Annotated in this window: 19 protein-coding genes; 14 read left to right on the plus strand and 5 right to left on the minus strand. The window is 53.6% G+C overall.

Annotation, left to right across the window (positions count from 1 at the left end):
• Positions 1-236: 236 nt before the first annotated feature.
• The 3 genes from brnQ (at position 237) to KUE00_RS05145 (ending at position 4,761) form a co-directional block, all read left to right on the plus strand.
• A complete protein-coding gene (brnQ, locus tag KUE00_RS05135; protein ID WP_246758508.1) occupies positions 237-1,559 on the plus strand; it encodes a branched-chain amino acid transport system II carrier protein in 1,323 nt (440 codons plus the stop codon).
• Between the two features lie 64 nt (positions 1,560-1,623).
• The gene (gene proY, locus KUE00_RS05140; RefSeq protein ID WP_246758510.1) at positions 1,624-2,979 is read left to right on the plus strand and encodes a proline-specific permease ProY; all 1,356 of its coding nucleotides are present in this window, start codon (positions 1,624-1,626) and stop codon (positions 2,977-2,979) included.
• Positions 2,980-3,273: 294 nt separating this feature from the next.
• Entirely contained in the window at positions 3,274-4,761 is a 1,488-nt protein-coding gene (locus tag KUE00_RS05145; protein WP_246758512.1) for an RICIN domain-containing protein, read from the plus strand.
• A gap of 489 nt (positions 4,762-5,250) precedes the next feature.
• Here KUE00_RS05145 and KUE00_RS05150 read toward each other — a convergent pair whose 3' ends face one another.
• Positions 5,251-6,540 (minus strand): histidine-type phosphatase, encoded by a 1,290-nt coding sequence (locus KUE00_RS05150; protein ID WP_246758513.1) that lies wholly within the window; start codon positions 6,538-6,540, stop codon positions 5,251-5,253.
• Between the two features lie 267 nt (positions 6,541-6,807).
• Here KUE00_RS05150 and ycgZ point away from each other — a divergent pair, with 267 nt between their 5' ends.
• The 3 genes from ycgZ to KUE00_RS05165 all read left to right on the plus strand — a co-directional run bounded on the left by ycgZ (position 6,808) and on the right by KUE00_RS05165 (position 7,813).
• The gene (gene ycgZ / locus KUE00_RS05155; RefSeq protein WP_246758514.1) at positions 6,808-7,053 is read left to right on the plus strand and encodes a regulatory protein YcgZ; all 246 of its coding nucleotides are present in this window, start codon (positions 6,808-6,810) and stop codon (positions 7,051-7,053) included.
• Positions 7,054-7,224: 171 nt separating this feature from the next.
• Entirely contained in the window at positions 7,225-7,518 is a 294-nt protein-coding gene (locus tag KUE00_RS05160) for a hypothetical protein (RefSeq protein ID WP_246758515.1), read from the plus strand.
• A 46-nt stretch (positions 7,519-7,564) separates the two neighbouring features.
• Complete coding sequence (locus tag KUE00_RS05165) at positions 7,565-7,813, plus strand: biofilm/acid-resistance regulator YmgB/AriR (RefSeq protein WP_246758516.1); 249 nt, start codon at positions 7,565-7,567, stop codon at positions 7,811-7,813.
• Between the two features lie 454 nt (positions 7,814-8,267).
• Here the strand turns inward: KUE00_RS05165 and KUE00_RS05170 are convergent, their stop codons facing one another.
• Positions 8,268-8,870 (minus strand): peroxiredoxin C, encoded by a 603-nt coding sequence (locus KUE00_RS05170; protein WP_246758517.1) that lies wholly within the window; start codon positions 8,868-8,870, stop codon positions 8,268-8,270.
• A gap of 178 nt (positions 8,871-9,048) precedes the next feature.
• On the minus strand, positions 9,049-9,630 hold the full coding sequence (locus KUE00_RS05175) for an ACP phosphodiesterase (RefSeq protein WP_246758518.1): 582 nt from the start codon (positions 9,628-9,630) through the stop codon (positions 9,049-9,051).
• Positions 9,631-9,881: 251 nt separating this feature from the next.
• On the opposite strand from KUE00_RS05175, the gene queA reads away from it, so the two are divergent.
• From queA to secF, 5 genes are all read left to right on the plus strand, one after another.
• A complete protein-coding gene (gene queA / locus KUE00_RS05180) occupies positions 9,882-10,952 on the plus strand; it encodes a tRNA preQ1(34) S-adenosylmethionine ribosyltransferase-isomerase QueA (protein WP_246758679.1) in 1,071 nt (356 codons plus the stop codon).
• 96 nt (positions 10,953-11,048) lie between these two features.
• Complete coding sequence (tgt, locus tag KUE00_RS05185) at positions 11,049-12,173, plus strand: tRNA guanosine(34) transglycosylase Tgt (RefSeq protein WP_246758519.1); 1,125 nt, start codon at positions 11,049-11,051, stop codon at positions 12,171-12,173.
• Between the two features lie 24 nt (positions 12,174-12,197).
• Positions 12,198-12,527, plus strand: coding sequence for a preprotein translocase subunit YajC (yajC, locus tag KUE00_RS05190; RefSeq protein ID WP_246758520.1), 330 nt, complete (start codon positions 12,198-12,200; stop codon positions 12,525-12,527).
• Positions 12,528-12,554: 27 nt separating this feature from the next.
• Positions 12,555-14,402 carry a protein translocase subunit SecD gene (secD, locus tag KUE00_RS05195; protein WP_246758522.1) on the plus strand — a complete coding sequence of 616 codons (1,848 nt, stop codon included), beginning with the start codon at positions 12,555-12,557 and terminating at the stop codon, positions 14,400-14,402.
• A 10-nt stretch (positions 14,403-14,412) separates the two neighbouring features.
• Entirely contained in the window at positions 14,413-15,381 is a 969-nt protein-coding gene (gene secF / locus KUE00_RS05200) for a protein translocase subunit SecF (protein ID WP_246758523.1), read from the plus strand.
• A gap of 43 nt (positions 15,382-15,424) precedes the next feature.
• Here the strand turns inward: secF and KUE00_RS05205 are convergent, their stop codons facing one another.
• Both KUE00_RS05205 and lysM read right to left on the minus strand, forming a co-directional pair.
• A complete protein-coding gene (locus KUE00_RS05205; protein WP_246758524.1) occupies positions 15,425-15,979 on the minus strand; it encodes a SadB/YajI family lipoprotein in 555 nt (184 codons plus the stop codon).
• A gap of 6 nt (positions 15,980-15,985) precedes the next feature.
• A complete protein-coding gene (gene lysM, locus KUE00_RS05210; RefSeq protein ID WP_246758525.1) occupies positions 15,986-16,426 on the minus strand; it encodes a peptidoglycan-binding protein LysM in 441 nt (146 codons plus the stop codon).
• Between the two features lie 211 nt (positions 16,427-16,637).
• Here lysM and nrdR point away from each other — a divergent pair, with 211 nt between their 5' ends.
• From nrdR to ribH, 3 genes are all read left to right on the plus strand, one after another.
• Positions 16,638-17,087, plus strand: coding sequence for a transcriptional regulator NrdR (gene nrdR, locus KUE00_RS05215; RefSeq protein WP_246758526.1), 450 nt, complete (start codon positions 16,638-16,640; stop codon positions 17,085-17,087).
• Between the two features lie 3 nt (positions 17,088-17,090).
• On the plus strand, positions 17,091-18,191 hold the full coding sequence (gene ribD, locus KUE00_RS05220; protein ID WP_246758527.1) for a bifunctional diaminohydroxyphosphoribosylaminopyrimidine deaminase/5-amino-6-(5-phosphoribosylamino)uracil reductase RibD: 1,101 nt from the start codon (positions 17,091-17,093) through the stop codon (positions 18,189-18,191).
• A gap of 88 nt (positions 18,192-18,279) precedes the next feature.
• Entirely contained in the window at positions 18,280-18,750 is a 471-nt protein-coding gene (ribH, locus tag KUE00_RS05225; RefSeq protein ID WP_246758528.1) for a 6,7-dimethyl-8-ribityllumazine synthase, read from the plus strand.
• Positions 18,751-18,757: the final 7 nt, after the last annotated feature.

Raw genomic sequence — 18,757 nt, forward strand, 5'->3', positions numbered from 1 at the left:
GCGTTATATTACTCTGGTTTCTCGATCCCGTATTGTCTTTCTCCGCTATAAACGTTTTACTTAGCGCCGTTTTAAATTTATTTCCCTGGAAAAAGAACATAAACAGCGTAATCACGCCGTTCGACGTCAGGCAGAAAATCGACTGCCGCGACGGAGACTGAGCGATCGATGCGTGCAGGGAAATAAAGCCAACATCACGCATTCACTTAACACCAGTACAGGCATATCCGCTTCTTATGACAAAACGTTTAACTTCTAAAGACATCCTCGCGCTGGGCTTTATGACTTTTGCCCTGTTCGTTGGTGCCGGTAACATTATTTTTCCACCCATGGTTGGTATTCAGTCCGGGGAACATGTCTGGATTGCGGCGCTTGGCTTTTTGCTGACGGCGGTTGGACTGCCGGTTATTACCGTTATTGCGCTGGCGCGAGTCGGCGGGGGCATCGACGCGCTTAGCTCGCCAATCGGTAAAGCAGCAGGCATTGTGCTGGCGACGGTCTGCTATCTGGCCGTTGGGCCGCTGTTTGCCACGCCGCGCACCGCGACCGTCTCTTTTGAAGTGGGTATTGCTCCGCTGACCGGCGATGGCGCACTGCCTTTGTTCATTTATAGCCTGATCTACTTTTCGCTGGTGATTGGTATTTCGCTCTATCCGGGCAAACTGCTGGATACCGTTGGCCATATTCTGGCACCGCTGAAGATCGTTGCGCTGGGCGTGCTGGGCATCGCCGCGCTGATTTGGCCCGCAGGCGGCCTGGCTCCGGCAACGGAATCGTATCAGCATGCCGCGTTCTCCAGCGGATTTATTAACGGCTATCTGACCATGGATACGCTGGGCGCGCTGGTATTCGGCATCGTTATCGTTAACGCAGCGCGTTCCCGCGGCGTAAGCGAAGCGGGTCTGCTGACACGTTACACCATCATTGCCGGCCTAATTGCGGGCGTGGGTTTGACGCTGGTTTACCTGACCCTGTTTAAGCTGGGTTCCGACAGTGCTTCTATCGTCGATCAAAATGCCAACGGCGCGGCCATCCTGCACGCCTATGTACAGCATACTTTTGGCAGCGTAGGCAGCCTGTTCCTTGCCGCGCTCATTTTCGTTGCCTGTATGGTAACGGCGGTGGGCCTGACCTGCGCCTGTGCCGAGTTCTTCCAGCAGTATCTGCCGCTGAGCTATCGCCAGCTGGTGTTTATTCTGGGCCTGTTCTCGATGCTGGTATCCAATCTGGGTCTTAGCCAGCTGATTCAGTTCTCTATTCCGGTGCTGACGGCGATCTATCCGCCTTGTATCGTGCTGATCCTGCTGAGCTTTACGCTGCGCTGGTGGAATAAAAGCAGCCGTATTATCGCGCCGACCATGCTGGTCAGCCTGATCTTCGGTATTATCGACGGCATTAAAACCACCGGTTTTAAAGACGCGCTGCCTGCTTTTACCGGCAGCCTGCCGCTGGCTGAGCAAGGCCTGGCCTGGCTGCCGCCTTCGCTGGCTATGCTGGTTGTCGTTGTTCTGTGCGACCGCGTCATGGGACAGAAGGCTGTGAATGCGCATCAGCAGTAAAATGTGATACCTTCTCCTGCCCATCTCCGGCAGGAGAAGTCGACAGAACTTAAGCAGATGAAAAATGGAAAATAATACCCTCAAAAAGGGCCTGAGTACCCGCCACATTCGTTTTATGGCACTGGGCTCTGCCATTGGTACCGGCCTGTTCTACGGTTCGGCCGATGCGATGAAAATGGCCGGTCCGAGCGTCATCCTCGCCTATATTATCGGCGGCGCTATCGCCTATATCATCATGCGCGCGCTGGGCGAAATGTCGGTTAATAACCCGCAGTCCAGCTCCTTTTCGCGCTATGCCCAGGACTACCTCGGCCCGCTGGCGGGTTATATCACCGGCTGGACCTACTGCTTTGAAATTTTGATTGTCGCTATTGCCGACGTCACCGCCTTTGGCATCTATATGAGCGTCTGGTTTCCGGACGTGCCGCACTGGGCCTGGGTGCTGAGCGTGGTGCTCATTATCGGCGCCATTAACCTGGCGACGGTCAAAGTCTTTGGCGAAGTCGAATTCTGGCTGTCGCTGTTCAAGGTGGCCACCATCATCATTATGATCGTGGCGGGCATCGGGATTATCTTCTGGGGTATCGGCAACGGCGGTAAGCCGACCGGCATCAGTAATCTGTGGACGAACGGCGGCTTCTTTGCGCACGGCGTTATCGGGATGGTGCTGTCGCTACAGATTGTGATGTTTGCCTATGGCGGTATTGAGATTATCGGCATTACCGCTGGCGAAGCGAAGGATCCGGCTACCTCTATTCCCCGCGCAATTAATACCGTGCCGCTGCGTATTCTGGTGTTCTATGTAGGCACGCTGTTTGTGATTATGTCGATCTATCCATGGAACCAGGTGGGCACTAACGGCAGCCCGTTTGTGCTGACCTTCCAGCATATGGGTATTGCGGCAGCGGCGGCCATTCTGAACTTTGTGGTCATTACGGCTTCGCTTTCGGCGATTAACAGCGATGTGTTTGGCGTTGGTCGTATGCTGCACGGTATGGCAGAGCAGGGCCATGCGCCCGCGATGTTTGCAACCGTATCTCGTCGCGGCATTCCGTGGATCACGGTGCTGGTGATGATGGTAGCCATGCTGATTGCCGTCTATCTGAACTACCTGATGCCGGAAAAAGTTTTCCTGGTCATCGCCTCGCTGGCCACCTTTGCAACCGTCTGGGTGTGGATTATGATCCTGTTCGCGCAGATTGGCTTCCGCCGCTCGCTGACGCCAGCCCAGGCGAAAGAGCTTAAGTTCGCTATGCCTGGCGGCGTGTTCACCGCTATCGTCGGCATTCTGTTCCTGTTCTTTATCATCGGCCTGATCGGCTACTTCCCGGATACCCGCGTGTCGCTTTACGTCGGCATCGGCTGGATAGTGCTGCTGCTGGCAAGCTGGATGCTGGTGAAAAAGAGAATCAAAGCATAATAAAAAGCCGCCTTCGATGAAGGCGGCTTCCTTCCTCGCTTCCACGCCTGCAAGATGCTCTCAGTAAGACACGAACCCAGCGGAAAGAGATAACTTAACGGCGGCGGCAATATTGACGCTTTCCTCTACGTTTCTTGCTGGTGCCAACAACCTGACCTGATGAACTGCCTTATTCAGACTGTGTATCCTGTTATCTGCTAACAGAAGAGGGCAGAAAATATTAATTAATGGGATAACTTATTCTTTAGGGATATTTTTCTCATAGACTATTCTTTTTTTCATAAGGATATATCTGTGAAAGTAAGGAAACTATTATCGCCAATCGTTGCGAGCCTCGCCGTCAGCTTTTTTGCCTCAGCCGCACAGCAAGATTTTTATCCCCTGAAAAATAACGCTATCGGCAATGCGTCCTGTTTAACCCTTGCGAGTGATGGAGCCAGTTTACTTTTTTCGGCCTGTAGTGACGCTAGTTCACAACAGTGGAAGCTGGAAAAATTTGAAGCATATTACTATATACGCAATAAATCCTCGGAAAAATGTTTACGCACTCTGGGTAACGGCACTACCGTTAACCTGGGCACCTGTAGCGGCGACGGTTATACCTCAATGCGGCTATGGGATATAAAAGAAGGAAGGGCAGGCGTTATTACCTTAAGAAATAAATACAATAACGATTTGGGGAAAAAACAAACGCTTAATGCGACTTCCGCCGCCAATATCGGTATGTCAACCGCCAGCAACGTAGAGCAGATGCAATGGCACTATGCTGGCGAGATCCCTGCGCCAGTACGAGCAATAACGGGGACCAAGAAAGTTCTGTTAATGGCAACGCACTTTAATGGCGTTACGCCAAACGATCCGGAACCTATTCGCAAAGCGGTATTAGGGGAACGGGATAGCGATGCCTCACTTCATAACTATATGAAGCAGGCCTCTCATGGGAAGCTTAATCTTATAGGGACATTTCTGCGTAACGTCAATATTGGCGACCGTCCTGCTACCTGCAGCTCCAGCAATATTTTGTCGAGCGCTCGTGCTGCCGCGCTAAAGTTGGGGGTAAATCCGGCTGATTATGATTATCTTTTCGTGGATATTTCGCGCAATTCCGCCTGTTCGTTTGAAGGTTTAGCGGCCATGCCGGGGAACTGGATTATTTCTAATAATGTCGGTCATAAAGTCTGGATGTGGTCCCATGAGTTTGGCCATAATTTAGGTTTTCAGCATTCCGCAACCTTAAAAAACTGTCCGGTTACAGGGGGGATCGTCCAGCTTAATTCGGCCTGTACGCAAGGTGGCGGAGGTGACGCTACAGACACCATGGGTGGCGGAGGTAGCAAACTCTATCCGGCGAACTATCAGCATTACACCACCTGGTTAAATGACACAGAGATGCCTGTAATTACAAAAGCGGGCATTTATAATCTTTATCCTCTTTTTTCAGAAAATATGATCGTACCCGTTAGCCGCTCAGACGGTCGACGAGGCTATCGGATTAAGCGTAATGATGGCTCTGTCCTGGTGCTGGAGTATCGCCAGCCGAAGGGGACTTTTGAAAAGTGGGACAGCAATGATCCCTTTGTTAACGGCGTTACTGTGCGTGTAATGCACTACAGCGGCAGCTCGGTTAAAAGCGTACTTGTCGACACCACGCCTGAAACTTCGTCTAATAAAGATGCGCCTTTACTGCCCGGGAAGGCTATCTATGATGAGCTTTCAGGGAAATATATTCGCGTTATTAAAATAGATACCTGGGGCGCCCTTATTCAGATTGAAGACCGCTAAGCGTTTTTTGCTGTAGTGATAAAGTTAACGCCAGATACTGCCGTCTGGCGTTATTTTTATAACGGCTTTACAAGTAAAAGAATAATTTATTACTCCTAACCTTTATTCATTGCGATAATTCTTCTCGGTCTGGGCGTCTGGCATACCACCAGAACTGAGTTAGCGGGCACGTAAGATGCTACCGCCCCAACGACCGTATGGGCCATCGCTTTTGCTTACGGGTTACCTTCGGTCAGCTTGTGTATCTGCTCAACAAGGTAGGGTGAGGCTGCACCGCGGATGGCCTGACCGTTATTACTGGGCGTGTGGATATTGATTTGCGGCGTGCCGTTAGCGGAGTGGATGATAGTTGGCTGCTGTTTGCCGGGAGTATGCCGATCGGCAACAATGCCCGCGCTGACCGTCAGGCTGACAAACCCCAGCGCAATAAGTAGGGCAAAACGCAGGCGGGGGCCGCAGCAGATTACCCGGCCCGGTAATATTTACGCTTTAATCAGGATAAGCGACGGGCTGCCGCAATGATGGGTCTATGTTCTTCGCGATACGCTGCATGGCGGTCTGATAAGGGCAAAGCGTGCCGACCGGTGTTTTTGCACAGCCTTTAAAATTTAGCTCTGTCAGCAGCGGCAAATTTGTTGGGCCGAGCGGCGTCAGCTGGCGCAGCTGCGTCAGGCTCTGTGCCTGAAAATAAATACGGATAAAGCGCTTGTCGCCAAGCCGCCAGCGCTCAAAAACCAGACTGCCACCAGGGGGGATATTGCCGTGCGGATAGTCCTCCTGCTGCCAGCTAAAATTCAGCATCGTACGCAGCCAGGCAATATTGATATCGTGAGCGACGTAGAATAGCCAGCGCACGTCCGGCGGACTATTTATGGAAGAAGGGTGCGGCGCAATATTTATGCCTGAAGCCAGGGCGCTGTGGATTTGCGCCATTAACAGCGAGGCACCACGTTTTGCCACCCCGGGCAAATCATTGGTGTAATCATACTTAAAACTCAGCAGCGGCAGCAGCTTCACCAGATCGGACTGGCTCGTCACGTTGCCGAAAGCGACCTCTTTCAGCGGCTTGTTTTCGCTCCATTCCAGCCGCAGCGTTTCTGCCATAGCCGCCAGCGTATCCAGTCCCTGCATGCCAATCGTACCGTTTGACCAGACGGTAAGCTGCCAGCGCTGGCTAAAAGCGGGGCAGGGCTGCTGTGGCAGGCAGACGACCTGTTTCAATGCGGCAATTTGTGGCCATAAGCGCCGCTGTGCTTCCTGCACATTACCGCCCAAAGCGCGAAGCGCTTGCTGGTAATGAGCGGCAGCCTCGGCTTTGCTGGCCCTGCCCGGCGGATAATGAAATAGCGGGTCGTCCTTCTCTTCCGAATGAACCACTACGCCACAGCCGGGAAAAGCCGCTTCGGCTATGGCCTGAGCCGTTGCTCTGGTACGCTGCATGGGGCTGGCGCGCACGTAAAAATCCCCCTTAGCCGGGCAGCCTGTCCTTAACAGTCCCGCTTTAAGATAGCCATCACGCTCAAAACGGCCTTTCAGCCAGGCGGCGGTATAGCCGTGTCCCGTCAGGTAGCCATCCGTTGTCTGCCAGCTGGCCCAGCGCCTGGCGGAACCCGCTTCTATCGCGCTACGGTTATCTGGCGAAGGAGGGCGAACGCCGTGTCGGCTAACCTCAACCACCTTCTCCAGAACATACTGCGTTTCGGCCTTTGCACAGGGGCAAACCAGGATGGACAAAGCCGAGAGCAGCACGCCAGATGACCAAAGAGCAAACTTGTACATGCGTAAAGTCCCTGTTATTAAACCGCAGCGGTCGATTGTGCTAAATGTGAGCAGAAAGAGTAAAAAACAAAGAGATATGAGCATGAAGAGCCAAAATAACCCTCTCATTGCCCGTAACCACAGAGCAATACCCTGTCAGCAGCCCCTTTTGCAACAACTTTTTTTCGTTGTACAACTTCAAAATAGCTGTACACATTTACTGAAAATGGTTAACTTAAGCGCAGAAAAATTTAAATACGTTTTAACCTACCCACTGAAGGGGGCTGTATGCGTCAGGATGGATCTAACCCGAAAACTGAAGACGATATCAGTCGTTACTTCAGTAAGGCGATGATGCCCTCTCAACAAGAGACGTTGGGGCAGATTGTTGTTGAGATTCTGCGCTCTGGCAGAAATATTAATCGCAAAGCGATCTGCTCAAAATTACTGAGGCGCCTTGAGTTGGCTTCAGATGCAGAGCAGGAAAAGCATTACCACGAGCTGATTGGCATGCTGTTTGGCCGTGAGGACTAAGTTCCTGGGCTTGAATGATTATAAAAGTTCGTAACTTTTCTGCTCGGTCCGGTCTGCTTTCTCGCTAATGCTTTGTCGGCGGCGGCTGGCAAATTTTTTGCGTATCACAACAGGCAACCGGGAACTGTGACCCTTTCTATGGGCTCACATCACTGAATCAGAGAAGCGGTTATGTACAGAAACGACGAAGAAAAACTGGTTGATATAGTTCTGGGTGAGGCCGTTCTCGCGTTGTTGAAAGGCGATGCCGCCATTAATAACGCTGCTCTTATACGCCAGCTGCAGGCGATGAGCGCGGTAGAGAAAAACGCGACCCGACAGCGTGCCTGCCGTCAGGCTATTACCGACGTCAGAAACAATATCAAATCCGGCAGCAATCGCTATACGCACGAGATCCGTGACACCGATAACGTCACGCATCTGTTTACCAGCGAAGGCCCGCCGAACGGCACTAAAAAACATTGAATAACTTCAGGTGGCGTTGTTCCGCCCCTTTATAAAGGCGAAAATTATGCAGCAGCAATCTTCAGAGTCCGGGATCCTCGAACACTTCCAGAAGGAAGGCGAATTACTGGCTCAGGAAACAAAAGTTATTGGTGCGGTGATCAGAGAGATCGTCGCGGCAGGCGGCTATGTCACCAATAAAAGCATCATCCTGAAACTGATAGAAAAGCTGGAAAACACCTCTGATGTTGTGCAGCTTGATATCTACCGTCAGGCGTTGGAAGTGGTGGTCGCCCGTACACCTGATGACGCATAACCCATAGGGACGCTCTGAGTAGCCTCAGTGAGCCGTGGCAGGTAAACGGGGAACGGCCGCTCGGGCGTTTTTGGCGGGGTAAGAAATCAGTGGAAGCGTTCGAGAAGTGAGCGGAAAGCTTGCTGGATAATGGCCTGCATCTGTTCATCGCGGGTTTGTGCACTATAAACCTGAAGACGAATCAGGATGTTATGTCTGCCTACAGGCTCTCCAGCTTCCAGCAGTTCGGTAACGGCCCTGCCGATAAGGGCGCAAATTTCTGAAGAATAAGCGGGTTTTGTTGGGGGCACTTGTTTCCCTCGTTAAGGTGTACCTGTCGACAGGGTAGCACAGCGAGCAGTTAAGTACACTTTCGCAACATCAATAATGTAATAATCCCACACGTAACTATCTCCCGACCATTTTTGGCACACAAAAAAGCCCGCCGAAGCGAGCTTTGTTCTGCTAAGTAAAATTACAGCTTGGCAGCGTGTTCAGACAGGTATTTTGCCACGCCGTCCGGAGAAGCGCCCATACCTTCTTTACCTTTTTCCCACTGAGCCGGGCACACTTCGCCGTGCTCTTCGTGGAACTGCAGCGCGTCAACCATACGCAGCATTTCGTCAACGTTACGGCCCAGCGGCAGATCGTTAACAACCTGATGACGAACCACACCGGCTTTGTCGATCAGGAAAGAACCGCGCAGGGCAACGCCCGCGTCCGGATGCTCAATACCGTAAGCTTTTTGGATCTCACGTTTGATGTCAGCAACCATTGCGTATTTCACTTCGCCGATGCCGCCTTTTTCAACCGGCGTTTTACGCCATGCGTTGTGCACGAACTCGGAGTCGAAGGAAACGCCAACGACTTCCACGCCGCGCTTCTGGAACTCTTCGTAACGCTTGTCGAAAGCGATCAGCTCAGAAGGGCAAACGAAGGTGAAGTCCATTGGCCAAAAGAACACAACGGTGGCTTTACCAGCGGTGTGTTTTTTAAAGTTGAAGTTTTCAACGATTTCACCGTTGCCCAGTACGGCAGCAGCAGTAAAATCAGGGGCTTGACGAGTTACGAGAACCATAGTCACTCCTGTAAGGATAAATTAAGGGAAACGGTCGCCAGTATGGGGCGACATCGGTTTGCAAACCAGCGATAAGCGCCGATTTCTCGGATAGGTCTTACCTATCAAAATCCATGTTTTTTCAAGGCAATCGCCTACAATAACCTTTTTTATGAAAAGGGCAAGAAGCAATCAATTTTCACAGCGACTGCCGTCGCGCTTTCGCCATCATCTGCGGGTAGAACTGCCAGAATAGCTCATCGAATAGCTGATAATTGTCGGTAAAATCCTGATAGCAGTCCGCCAGCGCCGCCAGGCGAGGCCGTCTGCTGGCCATCCCGCTCAGCACATTTTGCAGATAAGGCGCTTCGGCGTACTTCTCCATCCAGCGGTCGGTCCACAGATAGCGGTTCAAATTTTGAAAACGTTCTGGCGTGCCGGGCAGGTGGGGGCTTATTAGCGTCCTGGCCTGCTGTAAAAAGTCTGGTAAAGACGTTTCCGGAACAATTTTATCCCAGTGACGTGACAGAAAATGATCCCAGATGACGTCCAGCGCAATAGGCGAAACGCGATAGGTTTCTGCCCGGAAATAGCCGCGCGCAGTGCGGACTTCCGGCAAGGCATCGGTCATAACGTCAATGCGGCGATGCAGCAAAATGCCGAGCGCGACCTCGTCGGGCCAGACTTCTCGTGGATTGCCACGAACGAAATCGGCCATCAGGTTGCCAAGCAGCGAGCTATCGGCAAGCGTGGCCAGATGAAGATGTGCAAGAAAGTTCATCGCGGCAGTATACCTGCTTCTTTCACGTTTGCGGAAAATGAAAGGGGCAGGGGAGATTTTCAAACCGTCGTTGCGCACAGTTTGTCCTGATACTCTCTTAACAACCTCTGATTTGCGCAGGTCAGCAGCTGTTTTTTACTTTGATTGTGGTTATGTTATAGCCGCATCGGTCATTAGATAACGCGGATTGTTTAGAAACGACGGGATTTCAGCTAGAATGTGCGCCCTGATTTCTCTGACAGTGAATGACCATGCGCGTTGCCGATTTTTCTTTTGAGTTACCCGAATCTTTGATTGCCCATTATCCGCAGGCCCAGCGTAGCGGATGCCGTCTGCTTTCCCTTAACGGGCCGGACGGCGAGCTAACGCATGGGGTGTTCACCGATTTGCTGGATTTACTCAATCCGGGCGATTTGCTGGTTTTCAATAATACGCGGGTGATCCCGGCGCGCGTGTTTGGTCGTAAAGCCAGCGGCGGAAAAATAGAGGTGCTGGTTGAACGCATGCTGGATGAGCATCGCGTACTGGCGCACATTCGCGCTTCAAAAGCGCCTAAGCCTGGCGCTGAACTGCTGCTGGGTGATGATGAAAGCGTGAAGGCGACGATGGTTGCCCGTCACGACGCGCTGTTTGAGCTGCATTTTGATGATGAACGTGCCGTACTGGATATTCTGGATGCCGTTGGCCACATGCCGCTGCCGCCTTATATCGATCGTCCTGATGAAGACGCGGACCGCGAGCTTTATCAGACCGTGTACAGCGAGCGTCCGGGCGCGGTAGCGGCCCCTACCGCCGGGCTGCATTTCGATGAGCCGCTGCTGGAGGCGCTACGCGCTAAAGGGATTGAAACGGCTTTCGTTACGCTGCACGTGGGCGCCGGTACTTTCCAGCCGGTTCGCGTAGAAAGCATTGAAGATCACATTATGCACGCCGAATATGCCGAAGTGCCGCAGGAAGTGGTAGACGCGGTGCTGGCCTGTAAAGCGCGCGGCAATCGCGTGGTTGCCGTAGGGACAACTTCTGTTCGCTCGCTGGAAAGCGCGGCGGCGGCGGCAAAGGATGCGCTGATTGCGCCATTTTTTGACGACACCAAAATTTTTATCTATCCCGGCTACGAATACCAGGTTATCGATGCGCTGGTTACTAACTTCCATCTGCCGGAATCGACGCTGATTATGCTGGTCTCGGCGTTTGCGGGCTACCGCAATACCATGCACGCCTATCAGCAGGCCGTGGCCGAAAAGTACCGTTTCTTTAGCTATGGCGATGCGATGTTTATTACCCGCAACCCGCAGGCAATTAACGAGCAGGTCAGCCAATAATTTTTAGCAGCCGGTTTGGCCGGTTGTGATACTCAGCGCGCATCTTGCGCGGTGATTTACTCTGAATCATCAGACTGTCTCTCTGGTGGAGGTAACGTGAAGTTTGAATTAGATACTACTGACGGGCGCGCGCGCCGTGGCCGTTTGGTCTTCGATCGCGGCGTGGTGGAAACCCCGGCATTTATGCCTGTGGGCACCTACGGCACGGTAAAAGGCATGACGCCGGAAGAGGTACAGGATACCGGCGCGCAGATTATCCTTGGCAACACCTTCCATTTATGGCTGCGTCCGGGCCAGGAAATCATGAAGCTGCATGGCGATCTGCATGACTTTATGCAATGGAAAGGCCCTATTCTGACCGATTCCGGCGGTTTTCAGGTCTTTAGCCTGGGCGATATCCGCAAAATCACCGAAGCGGGCGTGCATTTCCGCAACCCAATCAACGGCGATAAAATTTTCCTCGATCCCGAAAAGTCGATGGAGATCCAGTACGATCTCGGTTCCGATATCGTGATGATCTTCGATGAATGTACCCCTTATCCTGCCGACTGGGATTACGCAAAAAATTCCATGGAAATGTCGCTGCGCTGGGCAAAACGCAGCCGCGACCGCTTTGATTCGCTTGGTAATAAAAACGCGCTGTTCGGTATTATTCAGGGTGGTGTTTACGAAGATTTACGAGATGTCTCGGTAAAAGGGCTGGTAGAGATCGGCTTTGATGGTTACGCTGTGGGCGGCCTGGCGGTCGGCGAGCCAAAAGAAGACATGCACCGTATTCTTGAGCACGTTTGCCCGCAAATCCCGGAAGACAAACCGCGCTACCTGATGGGCGTCGGCAAGCCGGAAGATTTGGTTGAAGGCGTCCGTCGCGGCGTTGATATGTTTGACTGCGTGATGCCTACCCGAAACGCTCGTAACGGCCACCTGTTCGTTACCGACGGCGTAGTGAAAATCCGTAACGCGAAATATAAAGATGACACGTCGCCGCTGGATGCAGAGTGCGATTGCTACACGTGTCGCCATTATAGCCGCGCTTATCTGTATCATCTTGACCGTTGCAACGAAATACTGGGCGCGCGTCTGAACACGATTCATAACCTGCGTTATTACCAGCGCCTGATGGCGGGTTTACGCAAGGCTATTGAAGAGGGTAGATTAGAGCGCTTTGTTACCGAATTCTACGAGCGGACGGGCAAGACGGTTCCACCGTTAAACGTCTGATAATTAAACAATGAGGGAAAATTAATGAGCTTGTTCATTTCCGACGCAGTGGCAGCCGCCGCGCCAGCACAGGGAAGCCCGTATTCGCTGGTGATTATGCTGGTGGTTTTTGGTCTGATCTTCTACTTCATGATCCTGCGCCCGCAGCAGAAGCGCAGCAAAGAACACAAAAAACTGATGGACTCAATCTCCAAAGGTGACGAAGTGCTGACCACCGGTGGCCTGGTTGGACGCGTAACCAAAGTCGCGGAAACCGGCTATGTAGCTATCGCGCTGAACGATACAACGGAAGTTGTGGTCAAACGTGATTTCGTGGCTGCCGTTCTGCCGAAAGGTACGATGAAGGCGCTGTAATTTTTTGTTTTCCCTAAGGGAACTGCCGTGTTAAACCGTTATCCTTTGTGGAAGTACATCATGCTGGTCGCCGTACTGCTCGTCGGCCTGCTGTATGCGCTGCCCAACCTGTATGGTGAGGATCCGGCTGTTCAGATCACCGGCGCGCGCGGAAGCGCCGCCAGTGAGCAGACGCTGAATCAGATCCAGGAAGCTTTAAAACAAGACAATATCCAGAGCAAATCTATCGCGCTGGAAAACGGCGCTATCATGGCGCGCTTCGCTAACGGCGACGTGCAGCTGCGCGCCCGTGACGCTATCAGCAAAGTGCTGGGCGAAGATTACGTGGTGGCACTTAACCTTGCGCCTGCAACGCCGACCTGGCTGAGCATGCTGGCCGCAGAGCCGATGAAACTCGGTCTCGATCTGCGCGGCGGCGTACACTTCCTGATGGAAGTCGATATGGACACTGCCCTGGGCAAGCTCCAGGAACAGAACATCGACAACCTCAGAAGCGACCTGCGTGACAAAAATATCCCCTACACCAACGTGCGCAAAACGGACAATTACGGCCTGGAGATTCGCTTTCGCGATGAACAGTCTCGTGATGCCGCCGTTAGCTATCTGACCGGTCGCCACCGTGACCTGGTGATCAACGCCAGCGGCAGCAACATGCTGCGAGCGGTGATGTCTGACGATCGCATGCGTGAAGCGCGGGAATATGCTGTTCAGCAGAACATCACTATTCTACGTAACCGTGTTAACCAGCTGGGCGTGGCTGAACCGCTGGTGCAGCGTCAGGGCTCTGACCGCATCGTGGTCGAGCTGCCTGGTATTCAGGACACGGCGCGGGCGAAAGAGATTCTGGGCGCAACCGCAACGCTGGAATTCCGTCTGGTTAACACCTCCGTTGATCCAACGGCGGCGGCCAACGGTCGCGTACCGGGCGATTCTGAAGTGAAGAATACCCGTGACGGCCAGCCGGTAACGCTGTACAAGCGCGTGATCCTGACCGGTGACCACATCACTGACTCCACGTCGAGCCAGGATGAGTACAACCAGGCACAGGTAAACATCTCGCTGGACAGCGCGGGCGGCAACATCATGTCCAACTTCACCAAGGATAATATCGGCAAACCAATGGCAACGCTGTTTGTGGAATACAAAGACAGCGGTAAGAAAGATGCTAACGGTCGCGCCATCCTGGCGAAGCAGGAAGAGGTGATTAACGTGGCGAATATCCAGTCCCGACTGGGTAACAGCTTCCGTATCACCGGCATCAGCAACCCGAACGAAGCGCGTCAGCTGTCGCTGCTGCTGCGTGCCGGTGCGCTGATTGCGCCAATCCAGATTGTGGAAGAACGCACCATTGGTCCAACCATGGGTGCGCAGAACATCACTCAGGGGCTGGAAGCCTGCCTGTGGGGCCTGATCGCTTCTATCGTCTTTATGGTGGTTTACTACCGTAAGTTCGGCATGATCGCCACTACCGCGCTGATTGCTAACCTGGTGCTGATTGTCGGCATCATGTCGCTGCTGCCGGGCGCAACGCTGACCATGCCGGGTATTGCCGGTATCGTCCTGACGCTGGCGGTCGCGGTGGATGCTAACGTGCTGATTAACGAGCGTATCAAGGAAGAGCTGAAGAACGGGCGTTCCGTTCAGCAGGCCATCCATGAGGGCTACAGCGGCGCGTTCTCCAGTATCATCGATGCTAACGTGACCACGCTTATCACGGCGATCATTCTTTACGCTGTTGGTACAGGGTCCATCAAAGGCTTTGCTATCACCACGGCAATTGGTGTGGTGACGTCTATGTTTACCGCTATTGTCGGTACTCGCGCCATCGTCAACCTGCTGTACGGCGGTAAACGCATCAACAAGCTGTCTATTTGAGGAGTGCGTTGTGGCACAGGACTATAGCGTTGAACAACTAAACTACGGGCGTAAAGTGCATGACTTTATGCGCTGGGATAAACTGGCCTTTACCCTTTCCGGCCTGCTGCTGATCGCCTCTTTTGTGATCATGGGCGTGAAAGGGTTTAACTGGGGACTGGATTTCACCGGCGGTACGGTCATTGAAATTACCCTGGAAAAACCGGCCGAGCTGGACAACCTGCGCGGCGCGCTGGAGAAAGCGGGTTTCACCGATCCGCAGGTGCAGAACTTCGGCAGCAGCCGTGACGTGCTGGTGCGTATGTCCCCTCACGAGGGGAACGCGGGCCAGGAGCTGGGTAACAAGGTGGTGAGCATTCTCAACCAGGCTACCCAGCAGAACGCAACGGTTAAGCGCATTGAGTTTGTTGGCCCGAGCGTGGGTAGCGATCTGGCGCAGACCGGCGGCATGGCGCTGCTGGTAGCGCTGATCGCCATTCTCGTTTATGTCGGCTTCCGCTTTGAGTGGCGCCTGGCGTTAGGCGCGGTACTGGCACTGGCGCACGACGTGATTATCACTATGGGCATTCTCTCTCTGTTCCACATTGAGATTGATTTGACCATTATCGCGTCGTTAATGTCGGTTATCGGCTACTCGCTGAACGACAGCATCGTGGTATCGGACCGTATTCGTGAGAACTTCCGCAAGATCCGTCGCGGCACGCCTTACGAAATATTTAACGTCTCGCTGACGCAGACGCTGAGCCGTACCATTATGACTTCCGCCACCACGCTGGTGGTGGTGCTGATGCTGTTTATCTTTGGCGGCGCGCTGCTGGAAGGCTTCTCGCTGACCATGCTGATTGGCGTCTCCATCGGTACCATCTCGTCAATCTACGTGGCATCGGCGCTGGCGCTGAAGCTGGGGATGAAGCGTGAGCATCTGCTGCAGCAAAAAGTGGAGAAAGAGGGCGCGGACCAGCCTTCGATTCTGCCTTAAGCTGTTGTCGATATGAAAAAGCGCCGCTAATGCGGCGCTTTTTTTATGGCGCTGGCGCCGTTTGCGTCACCAGATCGTGAACGCGCACGTAGCCAAGCTGTTCCGGCGGCACATTGCTCAGGCGCAGCGGGACGGTGACCTCGCTACGCGGCAACAGGGAGGCAGCCACGCTAAAGGTCTGGTTCTGACTGTTAGCCTGTAGCGGTTTGCCGGTCACCGGATCCAGCTCGCCCCATTCTACCGTCGCGGTAAAAGCGGGCAGCGTGTTATCGGCGGCGGCGCGAATATGCAGTATCGCGCGCGTGCCGTTAGCTTCGCTTTCGATATGGCTCAGCGACAGGCGCACCTTACCCAGCTGACTTGCAAGCTCTACTGCCGTGTTGGTGCTCGGCAGCAGCCACGCGCCCTGGTTAGAATTGCTGTTAAGCATATTCTGCTGGGTAAGCGCGGTGGCCTGTTGGGTCAGCTGGCGCATCTCCGTATTCAGTTTACCAACCTGGTTATGCAGCTTGTTAATCTGCGGCTGCTGCGGCGAAACGCAGCTTGCCAGCAGCGTAACCAGAGGCAATAGCAATGCCTTTTTAAGGTATCTGGCCATGTGCGCCTACTGAGGAATACGTAAGGTCTGACCCGGATAAATTTTATTCGGATCGGAGAGCATTGGCTTGTTAGCTTCAAAAATCTGGTTGTACTTGTTTGGATCGCCATACACTTCTTTAGAAATCGCGCTCAGCGTATCGCCTTTTTTCACGGTGTAGAATTTAGCTTCTGGCGCTGCCTGGTCAACCTTGACGTTATCTTCAACGTGGGTGATACCGGCTACGTTACCTGCGGCCACCAGGATCTTTTCTTTCAGCTCTTGCGAAATGCTGTCGCCGCTGATGCTGGCTTTATCGCCATCTACCTTGACGTCAACCTTATCGCTGCCCGGCAGGCCCAGCTTGTGGATATACTCTTTCAGCTTCGCGCTTTGGTCTTCACCCGCGCCGCTCACTGAATCCCATAATTTCTCGCCAGCTTCTTTTACAAAGTTAAATAAACCCATATATCCTCCGGCTAGTCCTTGTTTTAAAAAAAATAACGCTGTTGCGTTTGGTTATTATAGCGGGTTTAACAAATCCTTCCGGCTTCAGCGCCGCGCCGCTGTCTGAAAAGCTCTCCCGGTTCAGAAAGAACAGCAAAAGACCGGGCTAATATTTTGTTGATCGCCACTTCGCGCTACACTGTGGACAATTTTCCAGGATCCAGGAATTATCATGCATTGCCCGTTCTGTTCTGCTGTGGATACCAAAGTCATCGATTCTCGCCTGGTGGGGGAAGGAACCTCGGTGCGCCGTCGTCGTCAGTGTCTGGTATGCCATGAGCGCTTTACCACTTTTGAGGTTGCCGAACTGGTGATGCCGCGCGTGGTGAAGAGCAATGATATCCGCGAGCCGTTTAACGAAGACAAGCTGTGCAGCGGCATTATGAAAGCGCTGGAGAAACGGCCGGTTAGCGCCGACGACGTGGAAAACGCCGTCAGCCATATCAAAAGCAAACTGCGCTCTACCGGCGAGCGCGAGGTGCCCAGCAAAATGATCGGCAATCTGGTGATGGATGAGCTTAAGAAGCTGGATAAGGTGGCCTACATCCGCTTTGCCTCGGTGTACCGCAGCTTTGAAGATATCCGCGAATTCGGCGAAGAAATCGCCCGGCTACAGGATTAAGGCATGGATGAACTCTATATGGCGCGGGCGCTGGAACTGGCCAGGCGCGGGCGCTTTACTACCACACCCAATCCCAACGTAGGCTGCGTCATTGTCCGGGACGGCGAGGTGGTGGGCGAAGGCTATCACTTTCGCGCGGGCGAACCGCATGCCGAAGTGCATGCGCTGCGGATGGCGGGCGAAAAAGCTCGTGGGGCAACGGCTTATGTTACGCTGGAACCCTGTAGCCATCACGGACGCACGCCGCCTTGCTGCGACGCGCTGATTGCCGCTGGCGTTACCCGCGTAGTCGCCGCCATGCAGGATCCCAATCCGGAAGTGGCAGGGCGCGGGCTGTATCGTTTGCAGCAGGCCGGCATTGAAGTTAGTCACGGGCTGATGATGCAGGAAGCGGAGGCGCTCAATCGCGGCTTTCTTAAGCGCATGCGCACCGGTTTTCCCTGGGTACAGCTCAAGCTGGGTGCCTCGCTGGATGGCCGCACCGCGATGGCCAGTGGCGAAAGCCAGTGGATTACTTCACCCGAAGCACGACGCGACGTGCAGCGTCTGCGGGCGCAAAGCTCCGCTATCCTGAGCACCAGCGCCACCGTACTGGCGGACAATCCTTCCCTGACCGTGCGTTGGGATGAGCTGAACAGCGATATTCAGACCGATTACGCGCAACAGGATCTGCGGCAGCCGATAAGGGTGGTGATTGACAGCGATAACCGCGTCACGCCACAGCATCGTCTGATTATCCAGCCTGGTGAAACCTGGCTGGCGCGCCAGCAGCCTGATGAAAGAGAGTGGCCAGCAAACGTTACGCAGCTCCCGGTGCCGCGTCTCAACGGGCAGACAGATTTGGTCTCTTTACTGATGCTGCTGGGACGCCGCCAGATTAATAACGTCTGGGTAGAAGCGGGCGCACAGCTGGCCGGCGCGCTGCTGGCCGCTGGCGTAGTCGACGAGCTGATTATTTATCTGGCCCCAAAATTACTGGGCGATGCGGCACGCGGTTTGTGCCATCTGCCCGCTTTAGCACAACTTGCTGAAGCGCCAGCGTTTACATTCAGCGATATTCGTCAGGTTGGGCCAGATTTACGCCTGACGCTGACGCCACGATAAGGCTCTGTAGAAAGCGGAAGCAGAGTGCTAAAGAGTGTGATAGAATCCGCCCCCCTGCGGGGCTATAACAAACCCTGAAAGGAAGATTATGAACGTTATTGAAGCTGCTGTTGCTACTCCTGATGCGCGCGTGGCCATTGTTATTGCGCGTTTCAACAACTTTATCAACGACAGCCTGTTGAGCGGTGCCCTGGATGCGCTGAAGCGTATTGGCCAGGTAAAAGATGAAAACATCACCGTTATCTGGGTTCCGGGCGCTTATGAAATGCCAATGACCGCGCGCGCGCTGGCTAACGCCGGCAAGCATGACGCGGTTGTCGCGCTGGGCACCGTGATCCGTGGCGGTACTGCCCACTTCGAATATGTAGCGGGTGAGGCCAGCTCTGGCCTGGCCAGCGTCGCCATGAACAGCGATATTCCGGTTGCCTTTGGCGTCCTGACCACGGAAAACATTGAGCAGGCCATCGAGCGCGCCGGAACCAAAGCGGGTAATAAAGGGGCTGAAGCTGCCCTGACCGCACTCGAAATGATTAACGTATTGAAAGCCATTAAAGCCTGATTTTAAG

It is taken from the genome of Erwinia phyllosphaerae, from assembly GCF_019132875.1.
GTDB lineage: Bacteria > Pseudomonadota > Gammaproteobacteria > Enterobacterales > Enterobacteriaceae > Erwinia > Erwinia phyllosphaerae.

Excerpts from the sequence above, each read along its gene's own strand:
- queA (WP_246758679.1), top strand. The coding sequence starts at position 9,882 with ATGCGCGTTGCCGATTTTTCTTTTGAGTTACCCGAATCTTTGATTGCC.
- KUE00_RS05150 (WP_246758513.1), bottom strand. The coding sequence starts at position 6,540 with ATGTACAAGTTTGCTCTTTGGTCATCTGGCGTGCTGCTCTCGGCTTTG.
- brnQ (WP_246758508.1), top strand. The coding sequence starts at position 237 with ATGACAAAACGTTTAACTTCTAAAGACATCCTCGCGCTGGGCTTTATG.
- KUE00_RS05175 (WP_246758518.1), bottom strand. The coding sequence starts at position 9,630 with ATGAACTTTCTTGCACATCTTCATCTGGCCACGCTTGCCGATAGCTCG.
- KUE00_RS05205 (WP_246758524.1), bottom strand. The coding sequence starts at position 15,979 with ATGGCCAGATACCTTAAAAAGGCATTGCTATTGCCTCTGGTTACGCTG.
- nrdR (WP_246758526.1), top strand. The coding sequence starts at position 16,638 with ATGCATTGCCCGTTCTGTTCTGCTGTGGATACCAAAGTCATCGATTCT.
- lysM (WP_246758525.1), bottom strand. The coding sequence starts at position 16,426 with ATGGGTTTATTTAACTTTGTAAAAGAAGCTGGCGAGAAATTATGGGAT.
- ribD (WP_246758527.1), top strand. The coding sequence starts at position 17,091 with ATGGATGAACTCTATATGGCGCGGGCGCTGGAACTGGCCAGGCGCGGG.
- KUE00_RS05170 (WP_246758517.1), bottom strand. The coding sequence starts at position 8,870 with ATGGTTCTCGTAACTCGTCAAGCCCCTGATTTTACTGCTGCTGCCGTA.
- ribH (WP_246758528.1), top strand. The coding sequence starts at position 18,280 with ATGAACGTTATTGAAGCTGCTGTTGCTACTCCTGATGCGCGCGTGGCC.
- ycgZ (WP_246758514.1), top strand. The coding sequence starts at position 6,808 with ATGCGTCAGGATGGATCTAACCCGAAAACTGAAGACGATATCAGTCGT.
- yajC (WP_246758520.1), top strand. The coding sequence starts at position 12,198 with ATGAGCTTGTTCATTTCCGACGCAGTGGCAGCCGCCGCGCCAGCACAG.
- proY (WP_246758510.1), top strand. The coding sequence starts at position 1,624 with ATGGAAAATAATACCCTCAAAAAGGGCCTGAGTACCCGCCACATTCGT.
- KUE00_RS05160 (WP_246758515.1), top strand. The coding sequence starts at position 7,225 with ATGTACAGAAACGACGAAGAAAAACTGGTTGATATAGTTCTGGGTGAG.
- KUE00_RS05165 (WP_246758516.1), top strand. The coding sequence starts at position 7,565 with ATGCAGCAGCAATCTTCAGAGTCCGGGATCCTCGAACACTTCCAGAAG.